The organism is Frigoribacterium sp. VKM Ac-2530, assembly GCF_015350835.1.
Taxonomy (GTDB): domain Bacteria; phylum Actinomycetota; class Actinomycetes; order Actinomycetales; family Microbacteriaceae; genus Frigoribacterium.
Map to the genome: position 1 here is coordinate 132,682 of NZ_JADKSE010000001.1, position 14,860 is coordinate 147,541.

Annotated in this window: 16 protein-coding genes; 10 read left to right on the plus strand and 6 right to left on the minus strand. The window is 74.2% G+C overall.

Annotation, left to right across the window (positions count from 1 at the left end):
* Window positions 1–72 precede the first annotated feature (72 nt).
* Window positions 73–1,083 (plus strand): non-homologous end-joining DNA ligase, encoded by a 1,011-nt coding sequence (gene ligD / locus ITJ48_RS00570; protein ID WP_194612017.1) that lies wholly within the window; start codon window positions 73–75, stop codon window positions 1,081–1,083.
* A gap of 50 nt (window positions 1,084–1,133) precedes the next feature.
* On the opposite strand, the gene ITJ48_RS00575 is transcribed toward ligD, so the two are convergent.
* Window positions 1,134–2,246, minus strand: a complete 1,113-nt coding sequence (locus tag ITJ48_RS00575; protein WP_255524468.1) for an ATP-dependent DNA ligase — start codon at window positions 2,244–2,246, stop codon at window positions 1,134–1,136.
* Window positions 2,247–2,307: 61 nt separating this feature from the next.
* Between ITJ48_RS00575 and ITJ48_RS00580 the strand changes: the two genes are divergently transcribed.
* Both ITJ48_RS00580 and ITJ48_RS00585 read left to right on the plus strand, forming a co-directional pair.
* Window positions 2,308–2,562: a ribbon-helix-helix protein, CopG family gene (locus ITJ48_RS00580; RefSeq protein WP_194612018.1), complete on the plus strand. Its 255-nt coding sequence runs from the start codon at window positions 2,308–2,310 to the stop codon at window positions 2,560–2,562.
* 4 nt (window positions 2,563–2,566) lie between these two features.
* Window positions 2,567–2,908: a type II toxin-antitoxin system PemK/MazF family toxin gene (locus ITJ48_RS00585; RefSeq protein WP_194612019.1), complete on the plus strand. Its 342-nt coding sequence runs from the start codon at window positions 2,567–2,569 to the stop codon at window positions 2,906–2,908.
* Between the two features lie 42 nt (window positions 2,909–2,950).
* Here ITJ48_RS00585 and ITJ48_RS00590 read toward each other — a convergent pair whose 3' ends face one another.
* The gene (locus tag ITJ48_RS00590) at window positions 2,951–3,997 is read right to left on the minus strand and encodes an MBL fold metallo-hydrolase (RefSeq protein WP_194612020.1); all 1,047 of its coding nucleotides are present in this window, start codon (window positions 3,995–3,997) and stop codon (window positions 2,951–2,953) included.
* Window positions 3,998–4,030: 33 nt separating this feature from the next.
* Entirely contained in the window at window positions 4,031–5,059 is a 1,029-nt protein-coding gene (locus ITJ48_RS00595; protein WP_194612021.1) for an NADPH:quinone reductase, read from the minus strand.
* 66 nt (window positions 5,060–5,125) lie between these two features.
* Here ITJ48_RS00595 and ITJ48_RS00600 point away from each other — a divergent pair, with 66 nt between their 5' ends.
* The 5 genes from ITJ48_RS00600 (at window position 5,126) to ITJ48_RS15980 (ending at window position 9,726) form a co-directional block, all read left to right on the plus strand.
* The gene (locus ITJ48_RS00600) at window positions 5,126–6,577 is read left to right on the plus strand and encodes a sensor histidine kinase (RefSeq protein ID WP_194612022.1); all 1,452 of its coding nucleotides are present in this window, start codon (window positions 5,126–5,128) and stop codon (window positions 6,575–6,577) included.
* Window positions 6,574–7,248 (plus strand): response regulator transcription factor, encoded by a 675-nt coding sequence (locus ITJ48_RS00605; protein ID WP_194612023.1) that lies wholly within the window; start codon window positions 6,574–6,576, stop codon window positions 7,246–7,248. The genes ITJ48_RS00600 and ITJ48_RS00605 overlap by 4 nt, the downstream gene beginning before the upstream one ends.
* Window positions 7,249–7,339: 91 nt before the next feature.
* Window positions 7,340–8,212, plus strand: coding sequence for a hypothetical protein (locus ITJ48_RS15970; RefSeq protein WP_228506174.1), 873 nt, complete (start codon window positions 7,340–7,342; stop codon window positions 8,210–8,212).
* A 123-nt stretch (window positions 8,213–8,335) separates the two neighbouring features.
* Window positions 8,336–8,980, plus strand: a complete 645-nt coding sequence (locus tag ITJ48_RS15975) for an SRPBCC family protein (protein WP_228506175.1) — start codon at window positions 8,336–8,338, stop codon at window positions 8,978–8,980.
* Complete coding sequence (locus tag ITJ48_RS15980; protein ID WP_370544708.1) at window positions 8,977–9,726, plus strand: DUF4166 domain-containing protein; 750 nt, start codon at window positions 8,977–8,979, stop codon at window positions 9,724–9,726. The genes ITJ48_RS15975 and ITJ48_RS15980 overlap by 4 nt, the downstream gene beginning before the upstream one ends.
* Window positions 9,727–9,766: 40 nt before the next feature.
* Here ITJ48_RS15980 and ITJ48_RS00615 read toward each other — a convergent pair whose 3' ends face one another.
* Window positions 9,767–10,741 (minus strand): acetylxylan esterase, encoded by a 975-nt coding sequence (locus ITJ48_RS00615; RefSeq protein ID WP_194612024.1) that lies wholly within the window; start codon window positions 10,739–10,741, stop codon window positions 9,767–9,769.
* A gap of 94 nt (window positions 10,742–10,835) precedes the next feature.
* Window positions 10,836–11,888, minus strand: coding sequence for an LLM class flavin-dependent oxidoreductase (locus ITJ48_RS00620; RefSeq protein ID WP_194612025.1), 1,053 nt, complete (start codon window positions 11,886–11,888; stop codon window positions 10,836–10,838).
* Between the two features lie 124 nt (window positions 11,889–12,012).
* Here ITJ48_RS00620 and ITJ48_RS00625 point away from each other — a divergent pair, with 124 nt between their 5' ends.
* On the plus strand, window positions 12,013–12,414 hold the full coding sequence (locus ITJ48_RS00625) for a hypothetical protein (RefSeq protein WP_146901276.1): 402 nt from the start codon (window positions 12,013–12,015) through the stop codon (window positions 12,412–12,414).
* Window positions 12,415–12,427: 13 nt separating this feature from the next.
* On the opposite strand, the gene ITJ48_RS00630 is transcribed toward ITJ48_RS00625, so the two are convergent.
* The gene (locus ITJ48_RS00630; RefSeq protein ID WP_228506176.1) at window positions 12,428–13,786 is read right to left on the minus strand and encodes an MFS transporter; all 1,359 of its coding nucleotides are present in this window, start codon (window positions 13,784–13,786) and stop codon (window positions 12,428–12,430) included.
* Window positions 13,787–13,974: 188 nt separating this feature from the next.
* Here ITJ48_RS00630 and ITJ48_RS00635 point away from each other — a divergent pair, with 188 nt between their 5' ends.
* The gene (locus ITJ48_RS00635; RefSeq protein WP_194612026.1) at window positions 13,975–14,832 is read left to right on the plus strand and encodes a LysR substrate-binding domain-containing protein; all 858 of its coding nucleotides are present in this window, start codon (window positions 13,975–13,977) and stop codon (window positions 14,830–14,832) included.
* The last annotated feature ends 28 nt before the right edge of the window (window positions 14,833–14,860 follow it).

The following is a 14,860-nucleotide window of genomic DNA, read 5'->3' on the forward strand; positions in this document are numbered from 1 at the left end:
TGCCCGAGCGTACTCGCCGTGGCCCGCACGGCCCGCACGGCCCGCCCGGCGCCGCCGGGCATACGGTGAGGCATGGCGAGCGAGGCGACGATGCTGCACGTGGGCGACCGCGAGGTCCGGGTCTCGAGCCCGGGGCGGGTGCTCTGGCCCGACCTGGGGATCACGAAGCTCGACCTCGCCCGGTACCTCGCGACCGTGGGCGACGCGTTCGTCCGGGCGAACGGCGGCCGGCCCGTGTCGCTGCAGCGGTTCCCCGCCGGGGTCGACGGCGACGACTACTTCTCCAAGAACCCGCCGAAGGGCGCCCCCGAGTTCGTCCGCAGCGTCGAGGTGACCTACCCCAGCGGCCGGTCGCACCCGCAGCTCGTGATCGACGAGCCCGCCGCCGCGGTCTGGGCCGCGCAGATGAACACGGTGGTGTTCCACCCCTGGGCGTCCCGGGCCGACGCCAGCGACCTGCCCGACCAGCTGCGCATCGACCTCGACCCCCAGCCGGGCACCGACGTCGCCGACGCGGTGCCGGTCGCGCACGAGCTCCGCCGGGTGCTCGCCGACGCGGGCCTCACCGCGTTCGTCAAGACGAGCGGCAACCGCGGCCTGCACGTCTTCGCCCCGATCGAGCCGACCCGCGAGTTCCTCGACGTGCGGCACGCCGTCATCGCGGCCGCGCGCGAGCTCGAACGACGCCTCCCCGAGGCGGTCACCACGAAGTGGTGGAAGGAGGAGCGCGGGCAGCGGATCTTCGTCGACTACAACCAGGCGAACCGCGACCGCACCATGGCGGGCGCCTGGTCTCCCCGGGCTCTCGCCGCCGCCTCCGTGTCCACGCCCCTCGACTGGAGCGAGCTCGACGGCGTCGACCCGTCGGCGTTCACCGTCCTCACCGTCCCGGACCGCCTCGCCGCGACCGGCGACCCGTGGGAGCGGATGCACGACGAGCCCGGCACCGTGGACGAGCTGCTCTCGTGGTGGGAGCGCGACGTCGAGGCCGGACTCGGCGAGCTGCCGTTCCCGCCCGACTTCCCGAAGATGCCGGGGGAGCCGCCCCGCGTCCAGCCCAGCAGGGCCAAGAAGCAGCCGTAGGAGGCGGGGCCCCGCCAGCAGGCGCGGCACGGCCGGCAGGCGGGTCGCGGTCAGGGGCGGACGAGGACCTCTCCGAGGTCGTACGCCGCCGGCACCTCGAGCTGGTCGAATCCGCACGACGCGGCCTCGCGGTCGTCCCGCCAGCGCTCGACCTGGACCGTGTGCCGGAACCGCGCGCCCTCCATCTGGTCGTAGCGCACCTCCACGACGCACTCGGGGCGGAGCGGCACGTACGAGACGTCCTTCCCCGACGAGAACCGGCTGCGGTCCGTCTCGGCGTGCGCGACGCCTCCGTCGTCGTCGCGCCGCACCAGGTCGGCGAGCTCGTCGACGAGCTCGAGGCGACGGGCGTCCGAGAACGCGGAGGCGCCTCCCACGTTCCGCAGCTCGCCCTCGGAGTCGTACAGCCCCAGCAGCAGCGACCCCACGCCCCGGCCGCTCTTGTGCACCCGGTAGCCGAGCAGCACGCAGTCGGCCGTGCGGTGGTGCTTGACCTTGAGCATCGTCCTCTTGCCGGGCAGGTAGGAGGCGGCGAGCGGCTTGGCCACCACTCCGTCGAGCCCCGCGCCCTCGAACTCGACGAGCCACCGGCGGGCGACGTCGGCGTCGGTCGTCGTGCGGCTGAGGTGCAGGGGAGCGGTCGCCCCGTCGAGCAGGCCCTCGAGCGCGGCACGGCGCTCGCCGAAGGGCCGGTCGAGCAGGCTCTCGTCGCCGTCGGCGAGGAGGTCGAACGCGACGAAGGAGGCGGGGGTCTCGACGGACAGCCGCGCGATGCGCGATGGGGCCGGGTGGATCCGCTGCGAGAGGGCCTCCCAGTCGAGGCGCTCGCCGCCGTGGTCGCCGCGGCGCAGGACGATCTCGCCGTCGAGCACGCACGGGCGGGGCAGCTGCTCGCCGAGGGCCGCGACGAGCTCGGGGAAGTACCGCGTCAGCGGCTTCGAGCCGCGGCTGCCGATCTCGAGCTGCTCGCCGTCCCAGTAGACGAGGCCGCGGAAGCCGTCCCACTTGGGCTCGTACGACAGGCCGCCCTCGACGCTGTCCGCGTCGGGCACGCTGGCGACCGCCTTCGCCAGCATCGGCGCGACGGGGTCGGCGGCGGTGGGCACGGCGGCAGGGGCTGCCGCGTGGTCGGCGGACGGGCTCGGGCTGCGTGGCGGCGTCATCGCTCGAGTCTGCTCGCAGGGATCCCTTTCCGTCCTGGTCATACCGTGTCATACTCGGGGGATGAAAGCAGCCATCTCCGTCCCGGACGAGACGTTCGACCGAGTCGACCGGCGAGCCCGCGAGCTCGGCGTCAACAGGTCGCAGTTCTACACGATGGCGGCCGAACGGTGGCTCGTCGAGCTCGACTCGGTCGAGATCACGGCGCGCCTCGACAACGCGGTCGAGGCGGCGGGGCCGTCCGGCCGGGCCGAGGCCGCGCAGTTCGCCGCGGGGGCGGCCCGATCGCTCGCGACGCTCTCCGACGACGAGTGGTGAGGCCGTGCTGACCCGGGGTGCCGTGTGCTGGATCGACCTCGGCGCCGTCGAGGGCAGCGCCCCCGCCGGGCGTCGGCCCGTCGTCGTCGTCCAGGCCGACGCGTTCAGCCGCAGCGCCCTCGCGACCGTCGTGGTCGCCGCCCTGACCTCGAACACTGCGCTGGCCGAGTACCCGGGCAACGTCTTCGTCCCCGCTCGGGCCTCCGGGCTGACCAAGGACAGCATCGTGAACGTCACGCAGCTCGCCACGGTCGACGAGGCCGCGCTGAGCGAGCCTCTGGGCGTCCTGCCCCCGTACATCGTCGACGACGTCTCGGCGGGGCTGCGGCTGGTCCTCGCCGTCTGAGCCGACTCGCCGTCGGTGTCGAGGGCGGTCGCGGGGCGGCGGTCAGCTCGCGAGGTCGGCCGCGCGGCCCGCCGCACGCAGGTGCCACTCGGTCTGCGCCAGGGCCGACGCGAGCGGCAGGCCGCTCATCGACCGGAGCCCGCCGCGCCAGCCCGTCATGGCCTCGGCCACCTGCCACACGGACGGCGCCGTACCCGTACCGGTACCGGCACCGCCGAGCAGCCCGTCGAGGGCGCTCACCGCGTCGCGGGTGCGCTCCTCGCGGTGCGCGACGAGCGCCTCCGCCCGCTCCGTGAGCCCGACGAACCGGTACTCGTGGCCGGGGCAGACCTCGAGCGCGTCGGCGCCCGGCCGGTCGAGCTCGACGACGCGAGCCAGCGAGGCGAGCACGTCGTCGAGCGGGTTGGCGGCGGTGCGGCCGCCGAGGCCGATCCCCGGGTTGATCGTCGGCAGCACGTGGTCGCCCGTGAAGATCAGCCGCTGCTCGGGCTCGACCAGGCACAGGTGCCCCGACGTGTGGCCGGGCGTGTGCAACGCGCGCAGGCGACGCCCCGCGACCGGCAGCTCGTCGCCGTCGTCGAGCAGCAGGTCGGGGACGACGTCGACGAGGAGGCGGCCCGAGCCCCACGAGGCGACCAGCGCCTCCTGCGCCTCGGCCGGCACCTGCCAGCGCTCGAGGTCCGCGTCGGCCGCGACGGCGTCGTCGGCCCGGCCGGCGAGCGCACGCTGCTCGGCCGGGTGCATCGCGAGGCGGGCGCCCGTGGCGCGTCGGACGGCGTCGGCCGCGCCCAGGTGGTCGACGTGCAGGTGGGTGGCCACGACCAGGTCGACGTCGTCCAGCCGGTGGTCGAGCTCGTGCAGGGCGGCCTCGAGCCGGTCGACGGCGTCGGGGGAGGGCCAGCCCGGGTCGATCAGCGTCAGTCGCTCGTCGGAGCCCTCGACGAGGTAGCCGTAGGAGAAGTCCGCGACGGAGGAGGTGGCCGGCGAGGTCAGTGACCAGACGCCGTGCCGCACCTCCTCGAGCGGAGGGACCGTGCCCGCACGCAGGGCCTCGGCCTGCACGGGGCTGAGCGGAGCAGGAGCAGGCATCCGCCGAGCCTAGCCCGCCCCCTCCGCCCGTCCTCAGCCCTGGGCGACGTCGATCAGCACCTTGCCCGTGACCCCGCCCTCGACGGCGTCGTGGGCCGCGGCCGTCTGCTCGAGCGAGTACCGGTGCAGCGGCAGTCCTGCCTCCGCGCCGACCGGCAGGGCGCCGTCGCGGACGGCCGCGGTGACGTCCTCGGCGGCCGCCTGCAGCGCCTCCTCGCCCACCGTGTACAGCAGCACGAACTGGTACCGGGTGTTGGTGCCCATGTTCGCGCGGAGCGGCAGCTCGACCGTGTCGCCGCCGTCGTTGGCGTAGATCGCGACGGAGGCGCGGGTCGAGACGACCGCCGCGACCAGCTCCGCGTTCTGCCGGATCGACACCTCGACGACGATCTGCACGCCGTCGGGCGCGATGCGGCGGATCTCGGCGGCGGCGTCCTGCTCCTTGTAGTTCACGACGTGGTGCGCACCGGCAGCGCGGGCGAGCGCGGCCTTCTCGTCGCTCGAGATCGTCGTGATCACCGTCGCGCCCGCCCAGGCCGCCAGCTGGATCGCGGCGTGGCCGACGGCTCCCGCGCCGCCCGAGACGAGCACGGTCACGCCCTCGAGCGCGCCGGGTGACAGTCGCGAGGGCCCGTCCTCGTGCACGGTCAGTGCCCGGTGCGCGGTCATGGCCGGCACGCCGAGGCTCGCGCCGAGGTCGAACGAGGCGCCCTCGGGCAGCGGGACGACGCGAGCTCGCGGCAGCACCGTGTACTCCTGCGCGGTGCCGGTCGCGTGGCCGTTCGCCGAGATGAACGACCAGACCCGGTCGCCGACCTCGAGGTCGTCCACGCCCTCGCCGACGGCGTCCACGACGCCCGCGCCGTCCTGGTTCGGCACGATCACGGGGAACGGCACGTCGCCGCCGCTGGTCTCGCCCGTGCGCGACTTCCAGTCGGTCGGGTTCACGCCCGACGCGACGACGCGCACGCGCACCTCGCCCGCCCCCGGCTCGGGCACCTCGCGCTCGACGAGGTGCAGGACGGACGACGGACCGGTCTCGGTGTAGGTGATCGACTTCATGCCCCCAGTCAACGACGCGGCAGCGGTGCGTGTTCCGCGGCGACGCAGATCGACGAAGATGTGCAGATGAGCACACCTCGGGGGGAGGGCGGCAGCGGTGCCGTCCCGCACTGGACGACCGTCGCCCGGCCCGCCGACCGCACGCCCGCCTCCGCCGCCGACCCCCGCCCCTCCGGGGTCGTCGCCTGGGTCGCCGTCGTCTCGGTGCTCGTCATCGTCGCGGTCGCGGTCGCCGCCCTCTTCGCCGCCCGCGGCCTCGCCGAGGCCGAGTCGGTGCGCGACGCCGCCGATCGGGCGGACCGCATCGCCGACGCGATCGTCGAACCTGCCCTCACCGACGCGCTGGTCGACGGGGACGAGGAGGCGCGTCGCGCCATGGACGACGAGGTCCGCGACCACGTGCTCAGCTCGAGCATCGTCCGCGTCAAGATCTGGGACGACACCGGCCGCGTCGTCTGGTCCGACGAGCCCGCGCTGATCGACCGCCGGTTCACCCTCGACGAGGACGACCTCGAGGCGCTCGCCGCCGCAGGCAGCGGCACCGGCAGCGGCGTCGAGGCCGAGGTCAGCGACCTGACCGCCGCCGAGAACGAGTACGAGCGCGACCGAGGCAAGCTGCTCGAGGCCTACCGGGCCGTCGAGACGCCGGGCGGGCAGACGCTGCTGTTCGAGGTGTACTTCCGCTACGACGAGGTGCTGCAGCGCAGCGGGCAGCTGTTCGCCGGGTTCGCGGGCATCACGATCGGCAGCATCGTGCTCGTCGTGCTGCTGTTGCTGCCCGTGCTGCGGCAGCTGCTGCGGGCACTCGACCGGGCCAGGGTCCAGCGCGAGGCGCTGCTCGAGCGCGCGCTCGACGCGAGCGCCGCCGAGCGACGCCGCATCGCGGCGGCCCTCCACGACGGTGTGGTGCAGGACCTCGTGGGCGCCTCGCTCGCGGTGTCGGCCGAGTCCGGCTCGGCCAGGGCGCGCAACGACGTCACCACGGCCGACGGGCTCGACCGGGTGGCCGGCGCGCTGCGCGGCAGCGTCGGGGGCCTGCGCTCGCTGCTCGTCGACATCTACCCGCCGAACCTCGCGCGGGCGGGCATCGGCCCGGCTCTCGACGACCTCGCGGCGGGCGTGCGGTCGCGCGGGGTCGCCGTCGTGCTCGAGGCCGACGCGGCCTCGGCGCTGGACGACGAGGGCCAGCGGCTGGTGTTCCGGGTGGTGCAGGAGTGCCTGGCCAACGTCGTGGCCCACGCCCGCGCCTCCGTCGTGTCGGTCACCGCGGACCGTGCCGCCGAGGGCGGCGTCGTCGTCACGGTGGCCGACGACGGCGCGGGCTTCGACCCCGAGCTGCTCACGAGTCCCGAGCCCGACCACTTCGGCCTGCGGGTGCTCGCCGACGTCGCGGGCGCAGGAGGCGCGGGCCTCGACCTGCAGACCGCGCCCGGCCACGGGACGCGGTGGCGCCTCACCCTGCCGGCGTCCGCCCTGGCCGCGTCGTCCACCGCAGGCCGCCCCGGGAGCCAGCCGTGATCCGCGTCCTGGTGGTCGACGACCACCCGCTGGTTCGCCAGGGACTCCGCTCGCTCGTCGACCAGGCCGACGGCGTCGAGGTGGTCGAGGAGGCGGCGGACGGCGAACGAGGAGTCGCCGCGGCCGCCCTGCACCGGCCGGACGTCGTCCTCATGGACCTGTCCATGCCGGGCATCGGCGGCGTCGAGGCCACGCGGCGCATCGTGGCGGCCGACCCGCGGGTGCACGTCGTCGTCCTCACGTCCGTGCCCGACGCCTCGTCGGTCCGGGAGGCGCTGGCCGCCGGGGCGGTCGGCTACCTGCTCAAGGACGCCGAGCCCGCGGCCGTCGTGGCCGGGGTCCGGGCCGCGGCGGAGGGCGGGGCGCCCCTCGACCCGCGGGCCGCCCGGGCGCTCCTGCCGGACCGGGCGGCGCCGGACAGATCAGCTCCGGTCAGGTCGGTGCCGGGAGGTCCGGCGTCCGCCGCGGCGCCCGATCCGGCCCCGTTCGTCTCCGGCCGGGAGGCCGAGGTGCTGCGCCTGCTCGGCCGCGGCCTCGCGAACAAGCAGATCGCCACCGAGCTCGGCATCAGCGAGCGCACGGTCAAGGCGCACGTCGGCAGCGTCTTCCGCCGCATCGGCGTCGGCGACCGGACGAGCGCGGCCCTGTGGGCGCGCGACCACGGGTACTAGTACCAAGGTCCGATGGTGCGCCGGGACGCCCGCGGCGAGAGTGGTCGCAGGCCCGGGGGACGGGCCGCCCACCCTCCACGAGGAGCCCGCCATGACCACCACCACACCTCTCGGCCGCACGGCCCGTCAGCTCCGCGCGGCGGTGCTCGTCGCGGCCGTCGTCGCCGGGTCGCTGGCCCTCTCGGCCGGCCCGGCCAGCGCCTCCGGCAAGACCAGCGCGGGCGGCGACTACCGCGTGACGATCGGCAGCACGACCTACGACCCGGCCCCCGGCAAGAGCGTCAAGATGAGCGGGATCGTCCCGACCGGCCGCATCGCGGTCCGCGGGGTGAACAACGGCTTCGACATCGACGTCGCCACCCTGGGCGTCTACGACTACACGCTGACCGGCGCGCCGGACACTCAGCGGATGGTGACGAAGCCGACCGTCGTGTTCGCCTCCAAGGTGCCGACCCTCACGCCGGCACAGCTCGCGGGCGCGACGATCAAGAGCCTCGAGGTCAAGGACGACACCCTCGTCGTGCTCTTCAGCACCGCGGGCGGCAAGTTCAAGATCCAGGCGAAGGACGGCGCGCAGGGCGGCATCTTCCAGATGGAGTCCGAGTTCGGCGCGCCCGTCGAGTTCACGCACACCCTCGGCGCCGGCCTGTTCTACTTCGTCAACCAGTACACGGGCAAGGTCAACTTCGGCGACGGCGTCGACCCCGTGACCTCGGGTGCCGGAGCGCACCAGATGCTGCTCGGCAAGGACAGCCCCCAGGTCGCGACGAAGACCCTGCAGACCGGCACCGTCACGAAGTGGGTCGTCCAGTCGGGCGGTCGCCTCGGAGGAGTCCTCGGCGAGGACGCGATCGAGCTGAGCGCCGGCGCCACGAACTGCACGAGCCAGTGCCAGGCGCAGAACCAGATCCGCGGCTCGCTGCCGGTGCCGCCGCTGCCGACCGACCCGACTCCGATCGGCTGAGCCGGGGCCGTCGCACCTCGGGGGCCGAGCAGCCGCGTGCTGCTCGGCCCTCGTCCGCGTCACGACGGGCCAGCCCTCCACGGGGGGCTGGCCCGCCGCCGTCGTCCGCGCCAGACTCGGGCCGTGAGCAGACGAGACCGGCCCGCGCGGCCGCCCCGCGGCGGTGCAGGTGCGCCCCTCTGGGTCGAGACGACGATCCACGCCCCCCTCGAGCGCGTCTGGGAGCTCACGCAGGCCCCGGAGGAACACGTCCGCTGGGACCTCCGCTTCAGCCGCATCGTGCCCGTGGCCGACCTGCCCGGCGGCGGCTGGCGCTTCCGCTACGAGCGGTCGATGCCCGGCCACGTGATCACCGGGACCGGCACCTCGCTCGGCGAGCGGGAACGACCGGACGGCACCCGCACCTCCGCCCTGCGGTTCGACACCGCCGACCGCCTGTCGCCGCTCCGTGGGGGCCGCGGCTACTGGCGCTACGTCCCGGTCGACGGCGGCGTGCGGTTCGTCACCGGCTACGACTACGAGCCCGGTCTCGGGCGAGCCGCCGACCGCCTCCTCCGGCCCGTCGTGCTGTGGATGACGGCGTGGTCGTTCGACCGGCTGCGGATCTGGGCCGAGACGGGCACGCCGCCCGAGGCGTGGCCGCTCGCGTCGGTGCTGGCGTTCTGGCGCGCGGACCGTCCGCGGGCGTCCCGCTGCGGCACGACCGCCCCGCGCCGGGGAGCCCTGGCCGACGCCCCGACGGCCCTCTCGACCCTGGAGGCACCGTGACCGCCCCGCTCGACCGCTCCCCGCGTCCCCGTCGGACGCCGCTCTCGCGCACCGGCGGGCCGACGACCGGCTCGGTCTTCCGTGCCGCGCTCGGCGACGACTTCGACCGGCTGCACCCGCGCCTCCAGGAGCGCTTCGGGGTCTCGGTCGCGGACGGCCGCGGCTGCGTGGGCACGGGCGTCATGACGGAGGTGCGGCGCGGCCCCTGGTGGACGGTGCCCTTCCTGCAGATCGGCCGCCTGCGGAACATCCTCATCGCCGACGTCGGCCGCGACGTGTCGTTCCGCATCGAGAACTGGCCGTACGTCGACCCGTTCGGACGCGAGACGGTGACCTTCGTGCGCGAGTACCGCGCGCCGAGGCGTCGCGCGGTGAGCCGCTTCGACGCGACCATGGTGATCGACCCGGGGCGCGGCACCGTCGTCGACTACCTCGGCACCCACCAGCACCTCGCGGTCGACCTCGACCTCCACGTCGAGGACGACGGCTCGATGCACCTCACCTCGCACGCGCAGCGCTTCTACGAGGGGCGGGCGGCGTTCCGGTTCCCGATGCTCGCCTCGGGCACGGCGTCGCTCCGCGAGCGGTGGGACGACGACGCCGGGGTGTTCCGCATCTCGCTGGAGGTGCACAACCGGCTCTTCGGGTTCCTGTTCGGCTACGAGGGCTGGTTCACCGCCGAGTACCCGCCCGCGTCCGAGGCTCCGGACCACGTGAGGCCCCTGCGCCACGAGGAGCGTCTGTAGGCCCGGTGCGATCCGCACCCCCGGACCCGGCGCGGTGCAGCTACAGCCCGAACGCCCCGCGCAGCATCGCCAGCGCCTCGAGGTCGTCCTCGACCCCGCCGCCCTCGTGCCCGTTGTACGGCCACACGGTGATGTCCGCGTCGCCGCCGTACGCGTGGAACGCGCCGAACACCGTCGACGGCGGGCAGGTCGCGTCCATCAGCGCCGTCGAGAACAGCGCGGGCGCCGTGGCCCGCTTGGCGAAGTTCACCCCGTCGAAGTACGACAGCACCTCGTGCACCTGCTCGGCACGGTGGCGGTGCACCGCGAGGTAGCGCCCGATCTGCTTGTACGGGTCGCTGTCGGTGATGACGGACGCACGGCGGAAGTCGCAGAGGAACGGCACCCGCGGCACCGCGGCGACCAGCCCCTCGACGAGACCGGCGACGGCCAGCGTGATGCCGCCTCCCTGGCTGGTGCCCAGCACGGCCACGCGGTCGGCGTCGACGACGTCGAGCGACCGGGCCGCCTCGACGGCGCGCACCCCGTCCGTGTACACCCGGCGGTAGTAGTAGCTCTCGGGGCTGTCGATCCCCCGGGTCATCACGCCGTCGGCGGCCGGGCCCGAGCCCCCGGAGTCGGCGGTGTCGCCCGTGCTCCAGAGCGAGCCCTGTCCCCGGGTGTCCATCTGCAGGTGCGCGAAGCCGGCGGAGGCCCAGAACAGGTTCTGCTGAGCGTGCCCTCGGCCGCCCCCGTAGCCGACGAACTCGACGACCGTCGGCAGCAGCTCGCCCGAGGCGGCGGCGCCGGCCGGCACCCGCAGCCAGGCGCGCACGCGCTGGCCGTCGGCCCCGCGGAACGACACGTCGAGCACGTCGACCGTTGTGAGCCCGGTGTCCACCGGCTCCGCCTGGACGTCGAGGTCGTGCTCGCGTGCCTCGGAGAGGGTCCGGCGCCAGAAGTCGTCGAAGTCGTCGGGCTCGGTCTGGGTGCTGCGGTACGCGCGGAGGGCCGCCTCGTCGAGGTCCGTGTTCATGCAGACATGTCTACAGGCCGCAGGGCGGCGAGGGGACGAAGAGGCGCGGCTCGCCTCGGGAGCGGCGGTCGCTGCTACGAGGCGGTTCTCGCCCCTACGAGGCGGTGGTCGCGCGACCGAACGCGGGCACCCACCCGATCGCGGGCGCGACGTGCTCCGCCACGGTGCGCAGCAGCCGCGCGTTGTAGTCGACGCCCAACTGGTTCGGCACCGTGAGGTGCACGGTGTCCGCCGCCTGCACGGCCGCGTCGTCGGCCAGCTGGCGGGCGATGACGTCGGGCTCGCCGACGTAGCTCTTGCCGAAGCGCGACTGGACGCCGTCGAGCATGCCGACCTGGTCCTGCGAGTCGGCCTGGGCGCGGACGCCGAAGTACCGGACGTCCTCGTCCGTCGTGATCGGGATGACGCTGCGGCTGACGGCGACGCGCGGCTCCCGCTCGTGCCCCGCCGCGGCCCACGCCGCCCGGAACACCGCGATCTGCTCCGCCTGCAGCTCGTCGAACGGCACGCCGGTGTCCTCGGTGAGCAGGGTGCTGCTCATCAGGTTCATGCCCTGCTCGCCCGTCCACTGCGCAGTCGCCCGGGTGCCGGAGCCCCACCAGATGCGCTCGCCGAGCCCCGGCGACCGCGGCTCGATCGCGAGCGGGCTCGACCAGCCAGTCATGCGCGGGTCGCTCTGGGCGACCGCGTCGCCGTCGATCGCCCGGCGGAACAGGTCGGTGTGACGGCGGGCCATGTCGGCGTCGGTCTCGCCGTCCTCGGGCACGTGGCCGAACGCCTCGTAGCCGCGCAGCGAGGTCTCGGGTGATCCCCGGCTGACGCCGAGCTGCAGCCGCCCGGCGCTGATCAGGTCGGCTGCCGCGGCCTGCTCGGCCATCGAGAGCGGGTTCTCGTAGCGCATGTCGATGATGCCGGTGCCGAGCTCGATGCGGCTCGTGCGCGCGGCCATGGCGGCCAGCAGCGGGAACGGGCTGGCCAGCTGCTTCGCGAAGTGGTGCACGCGCACGGAGGCGCTGTCGATGCCGATCTCCTCGGCGGCGACCGCCAGCTCGATCGACTGGACCAGCGCCTCCCGGGCGGTGGGCGTCCGGGAACCGGGCACGTCCTGGTAGTGGCCGAACGAGAGGAACCCGATGCGCTTCGTCATGTTCGATGCCAACGCATGCACCGCCTCCCGCATTCCGCCACTCGCCCCTGTGCACGTCCGAGGGCAGCGGCAGCCGCAGAGATCACAGGTGACGGGACGAGGAGGCGCCGCTAGCGTGGGTCCCGTGGAGAACCGCTTCCGGATCGACGGCGACGACCTCGGGGTCGACCTGCGCGCCTCCTCGGTGACTATGGGCTCGGACGGGGTGGTCGACGCGACCATCGTCGCGGCCCGGGTGCCCGAGGTGGCCGACTGGTCGGACGACGCCCCGCGGCTCGAGTTCCGCGACGTGCCCCTCAAGTTCGACGGCGCCAGCTTCGGCGTCACGGTCGACGACGACCTGCTCGACGAGCACGAGATCTCGTTCTGGCTCGGGGAGTCGCTCGACGTGCACGGCCAGCTCAGCCTGGCGGCAGGGGAGCGGCTGCGCTTCGTGGGCACCACCCACGTGGCGGGCGAGCCCAAGGCGTGGCGCGTGGACGTGTCGATCCGGTTCGGGTCGCCCGGTCGCAGCGCGGCCGTCTGAGCCGCGACCACGCCTAGCGCGCCGCGATCTCGACCACGGGCAGGTGCCGCCGCACGCGCATCTGCAGCGTGAGCTGTCCGCGCCGGGCGAGCACGAGCGCGGTCACGCCCGCGACGACCGCGGGCACGCCGCCGGAGACCACCATGGCCGTCGGCGTGCCGAGCAGCTCGACGATCCCGCCCATCAGCGGTCCGCCGACGGCCTGGCCGCCGAGCAGCACGAGCACGTAGAGCGACATCACTCGACCGCGGATGCCGATGTTGCTCGACAACTGCACCAGCTGGTTCGCCGATGTCAGGAACAGCAGCGACGCCAGCCCGACCGAGACGAGCACCAGGGCGAACGGGACGACGCCGGCGGCGCCGCCGACGATCCCGGCGCCCGCCTGCAGCAGGCCGGTCACGAGCAGGCCCACGACGAGGGTGCGCAACCGGATCGTGGCCCGCCGGGTCGACAGCAGAGCCCCCGTGAGGGCTCCCACCGCGATCATCGAGTTGAAGAGCCCGTAGCCGCCGGCGCCCACGTCGAAGACCTCGTCGGCGTACGACGCGAGCAGCACGGGCATCGTCAGGCCGAACACGGCGTAGGACGCGACGAGCACGACCGGCACGAGGATGGTCGGCTTCGCCCGCGCGTACGCGAGGCCCTCGCGCAGCTGGCCGCGCGACCGGGGAGCCGGTGCGGTGCGGGTCATCTGGGAGGTGCGGAGCAGGCCGAGCATGCCGACCACGAGCAGGCAGGCGACGCCGTTCACGGCGAACGCCCACCCGGCGCCGACCGCGAGCAGCAGCACGCCGCTGACCGCGGGGCCGATCATGCCGCCGAGCTGGAACACGCTCGAGTTGACGCTGATGGCGTTCCGGAGGTGGCGCTGGCCGACGAGCTCGCTCACGATCACCTGGCGGGCCGGGTTGTCGACCACGGTCACCAGGCCGGTCGCGAAGGCGATGGCGAACACGTGCCAGGCCTCGACGACGCCGGTCAGGGTCAGCACGGCGAGCCCGACGCTCAGCACCGCGAAGACGCTCTGGGTGACGACCATCAGCGCCCGCTTCGAGAACCGGTCGACGAGCACGCCGCCGAGCAGGCCGAAGAAGAGCATCGGCGCGAACTGCATCGCCACCGTGACGCCGACGGCCGTCGCGCTGCCGGTCAGCTCGAGGACGAGCCAGTCCTGGGCGATGCGCTGCATCCAGCCGGCGGTCATGGCCACGAAGTTGCCGACCGTCCAGAGCCGGAAGTTCGGCACGCTGAGCGCGATGAAGGTGTGCCGCCACGGCGGGCGCTGCGTCGCGACGGGCAGCGGCGCGGTGGCGGGGATGGAGGCGGCGGGGTCGATTACGGGGGTGCTGGCGGTGGACGGTGAGGACATCGGTGTTCCTGCGCTGGTGGGCGGCCCGGGGCGGTCGCGGCCGCCGGGGGAGGAGGCGAGGGGCCTCGCGGTGGTGAGCCGCGCCTCCTCGTCCCTCGACGGTAAGGCCGCCGACGTCATTCGGACCCCCTATGGTGTGAATCAGTGTCATGCGATCATCGAATGACGCGACGGGAGGAGGCCTCACCATGTTCGACCCTGCCCTGCTCACGACGTTCCTCGCCGTCGCGGAGACGCGCAGCTTCACGGCCGCGGGCCTCCGTCTCGGCATCAGCCAGCAGACGGTGAGCCAGCACGTCGGCCGGCTGGAGAAGGCGGCGGGCCGCACCCTCGTGGTGCGGGACACCCGCGACGTGCGCCTCACCGACGACGGCGACGCGATGGCCGGCTTCGCCCGCACGATCCTCGCGGCGCACTCCGCGGCCGAGAGCTGGTTCAGCGGCTCGGCGATGCGCGGCCGCCTGCGCTTCGGGGCCGCGGACGACCTCGCCATCACGCAGCTGCCGCGCATCCTCCGGCACTTCCGGCAGCTGCACCCCGACGTCGACCTCGAGCTGACGGTGAACCAGAGCGGTCCCCTGCGACGCCGGCTCGCCTCCGGCCACCTCGACCTCATCTTCGTGAAGCAGACGGCGGGCGAGTCCGACGAGGGTCGCCGGGTCGCCGGCGACACGATGGTCTGGATCGGCCAGGAGAAGCTGCAGGTCGAGCCGGGTCGGCCGGTGCCCCTGATCGCCTACCAGGCGCCGAGCCTCAGCCGTCAGCTCGCGATCGGCGCCCTCGAGGCGAGCGGGCGCACCTGGCGCATCACCTGCAACACGCGCGACGTGAACGGCGTGCTCGCGGCGGTGCGGGCGGGCATGGGCGTCGCCGTGTTCCCCTTCTCGCTCATCCCCACCGACCTCGTCAAGGTCAGCGACCGCTTCTCGCTGCCGGCCCTCGGCGACGTCGACTACGTGCTCGTCGCCAACCCCGCCGCACCGCGCGAACCGGTCGAGGCGCTCACCTCCGCGATCATGAGCCGGGGCGTCCGCCGCGCCGTCTGACCTCCCCTCGGCCGGGTCGGACCCGTCG

Coding starts and splice junctions, on each gene's coding strand:
- ITJ48_RS00635 (WP_194612026.1), top strand. CDS start 13,975: ATGTTCGACCCTGCCCTGCTCACGACGTTCCTCGCCGTCGCGGAGACG.
- ITJ48_RS00630 (WP_228506176.1), bottom strand. CDS start 13,786: ATGTCCTCACCGTCCACCGCCAGCACCCCCGTAATCGACCCCGCCGCC.
- ITJ48_RS15970 (WP_228506174.1), top strand. CDS start 7,340: ATGACCACCACCACACCTCTCGGCCGCACGGCCCGTCAGCTCCGCGCG.
- ITJ48_RS00615 (WP_194612024.1), bottom strand. CDS start 10,741: ATGAACACGGACCTCGACGAGGCGGCCCTCCGCGCGTACCGCAGCACC.
- ligD (WP_194612017.1), top strand. CDS start 73: ATGGCGAGCGAGGCGACGATGCTGCACGTGGGCGACCGCGAGGTCCGG.
- ITJ48_RS00595 (WP_194612021.1), bottom strand. CDS start 5,059: ATGAAGTCGATCACCTACACCGAGACCGGTCCGTCGTCCGTCCTGCAC.
- ITJ48_RS00590 (WP_194612020.1), bottom strand. CDS start 3,997: ATGCCTGCTCCTGCTCCGCTCAGCCCCGTGCAGGCCGAGGCCCTGCGT.
- ITJ48_RS00580 (WP_194612018.1), top strand. CDS start 2,308: ATGAAAGCAGCCATCTCCGTCCCGGACGAGACGTTCGACCGAGTCGAC.
- ITJ48_RS00600 (WP_194612022.1), top strand. CDS start 5,126: ATGAGCACACCTCGGGGGGAGGGCGGCAGCGGTGCCGTCCCGCACTGG.
- ITJ48_RS00620 (WP_194612025.1), bottom strand. CDS start 11,888: ATGACGAAGCGCATCGGGTTCCTCTCGTTCGGCCACTACCAGGACGTG.
- ITJ48_RS00575 (WP_255524468.1), bottom strand. CDS start 2,246: ATGACGCCGCCACGCAGCCCGAGCCCGTCCGCCGACCACGCGGCAGCC.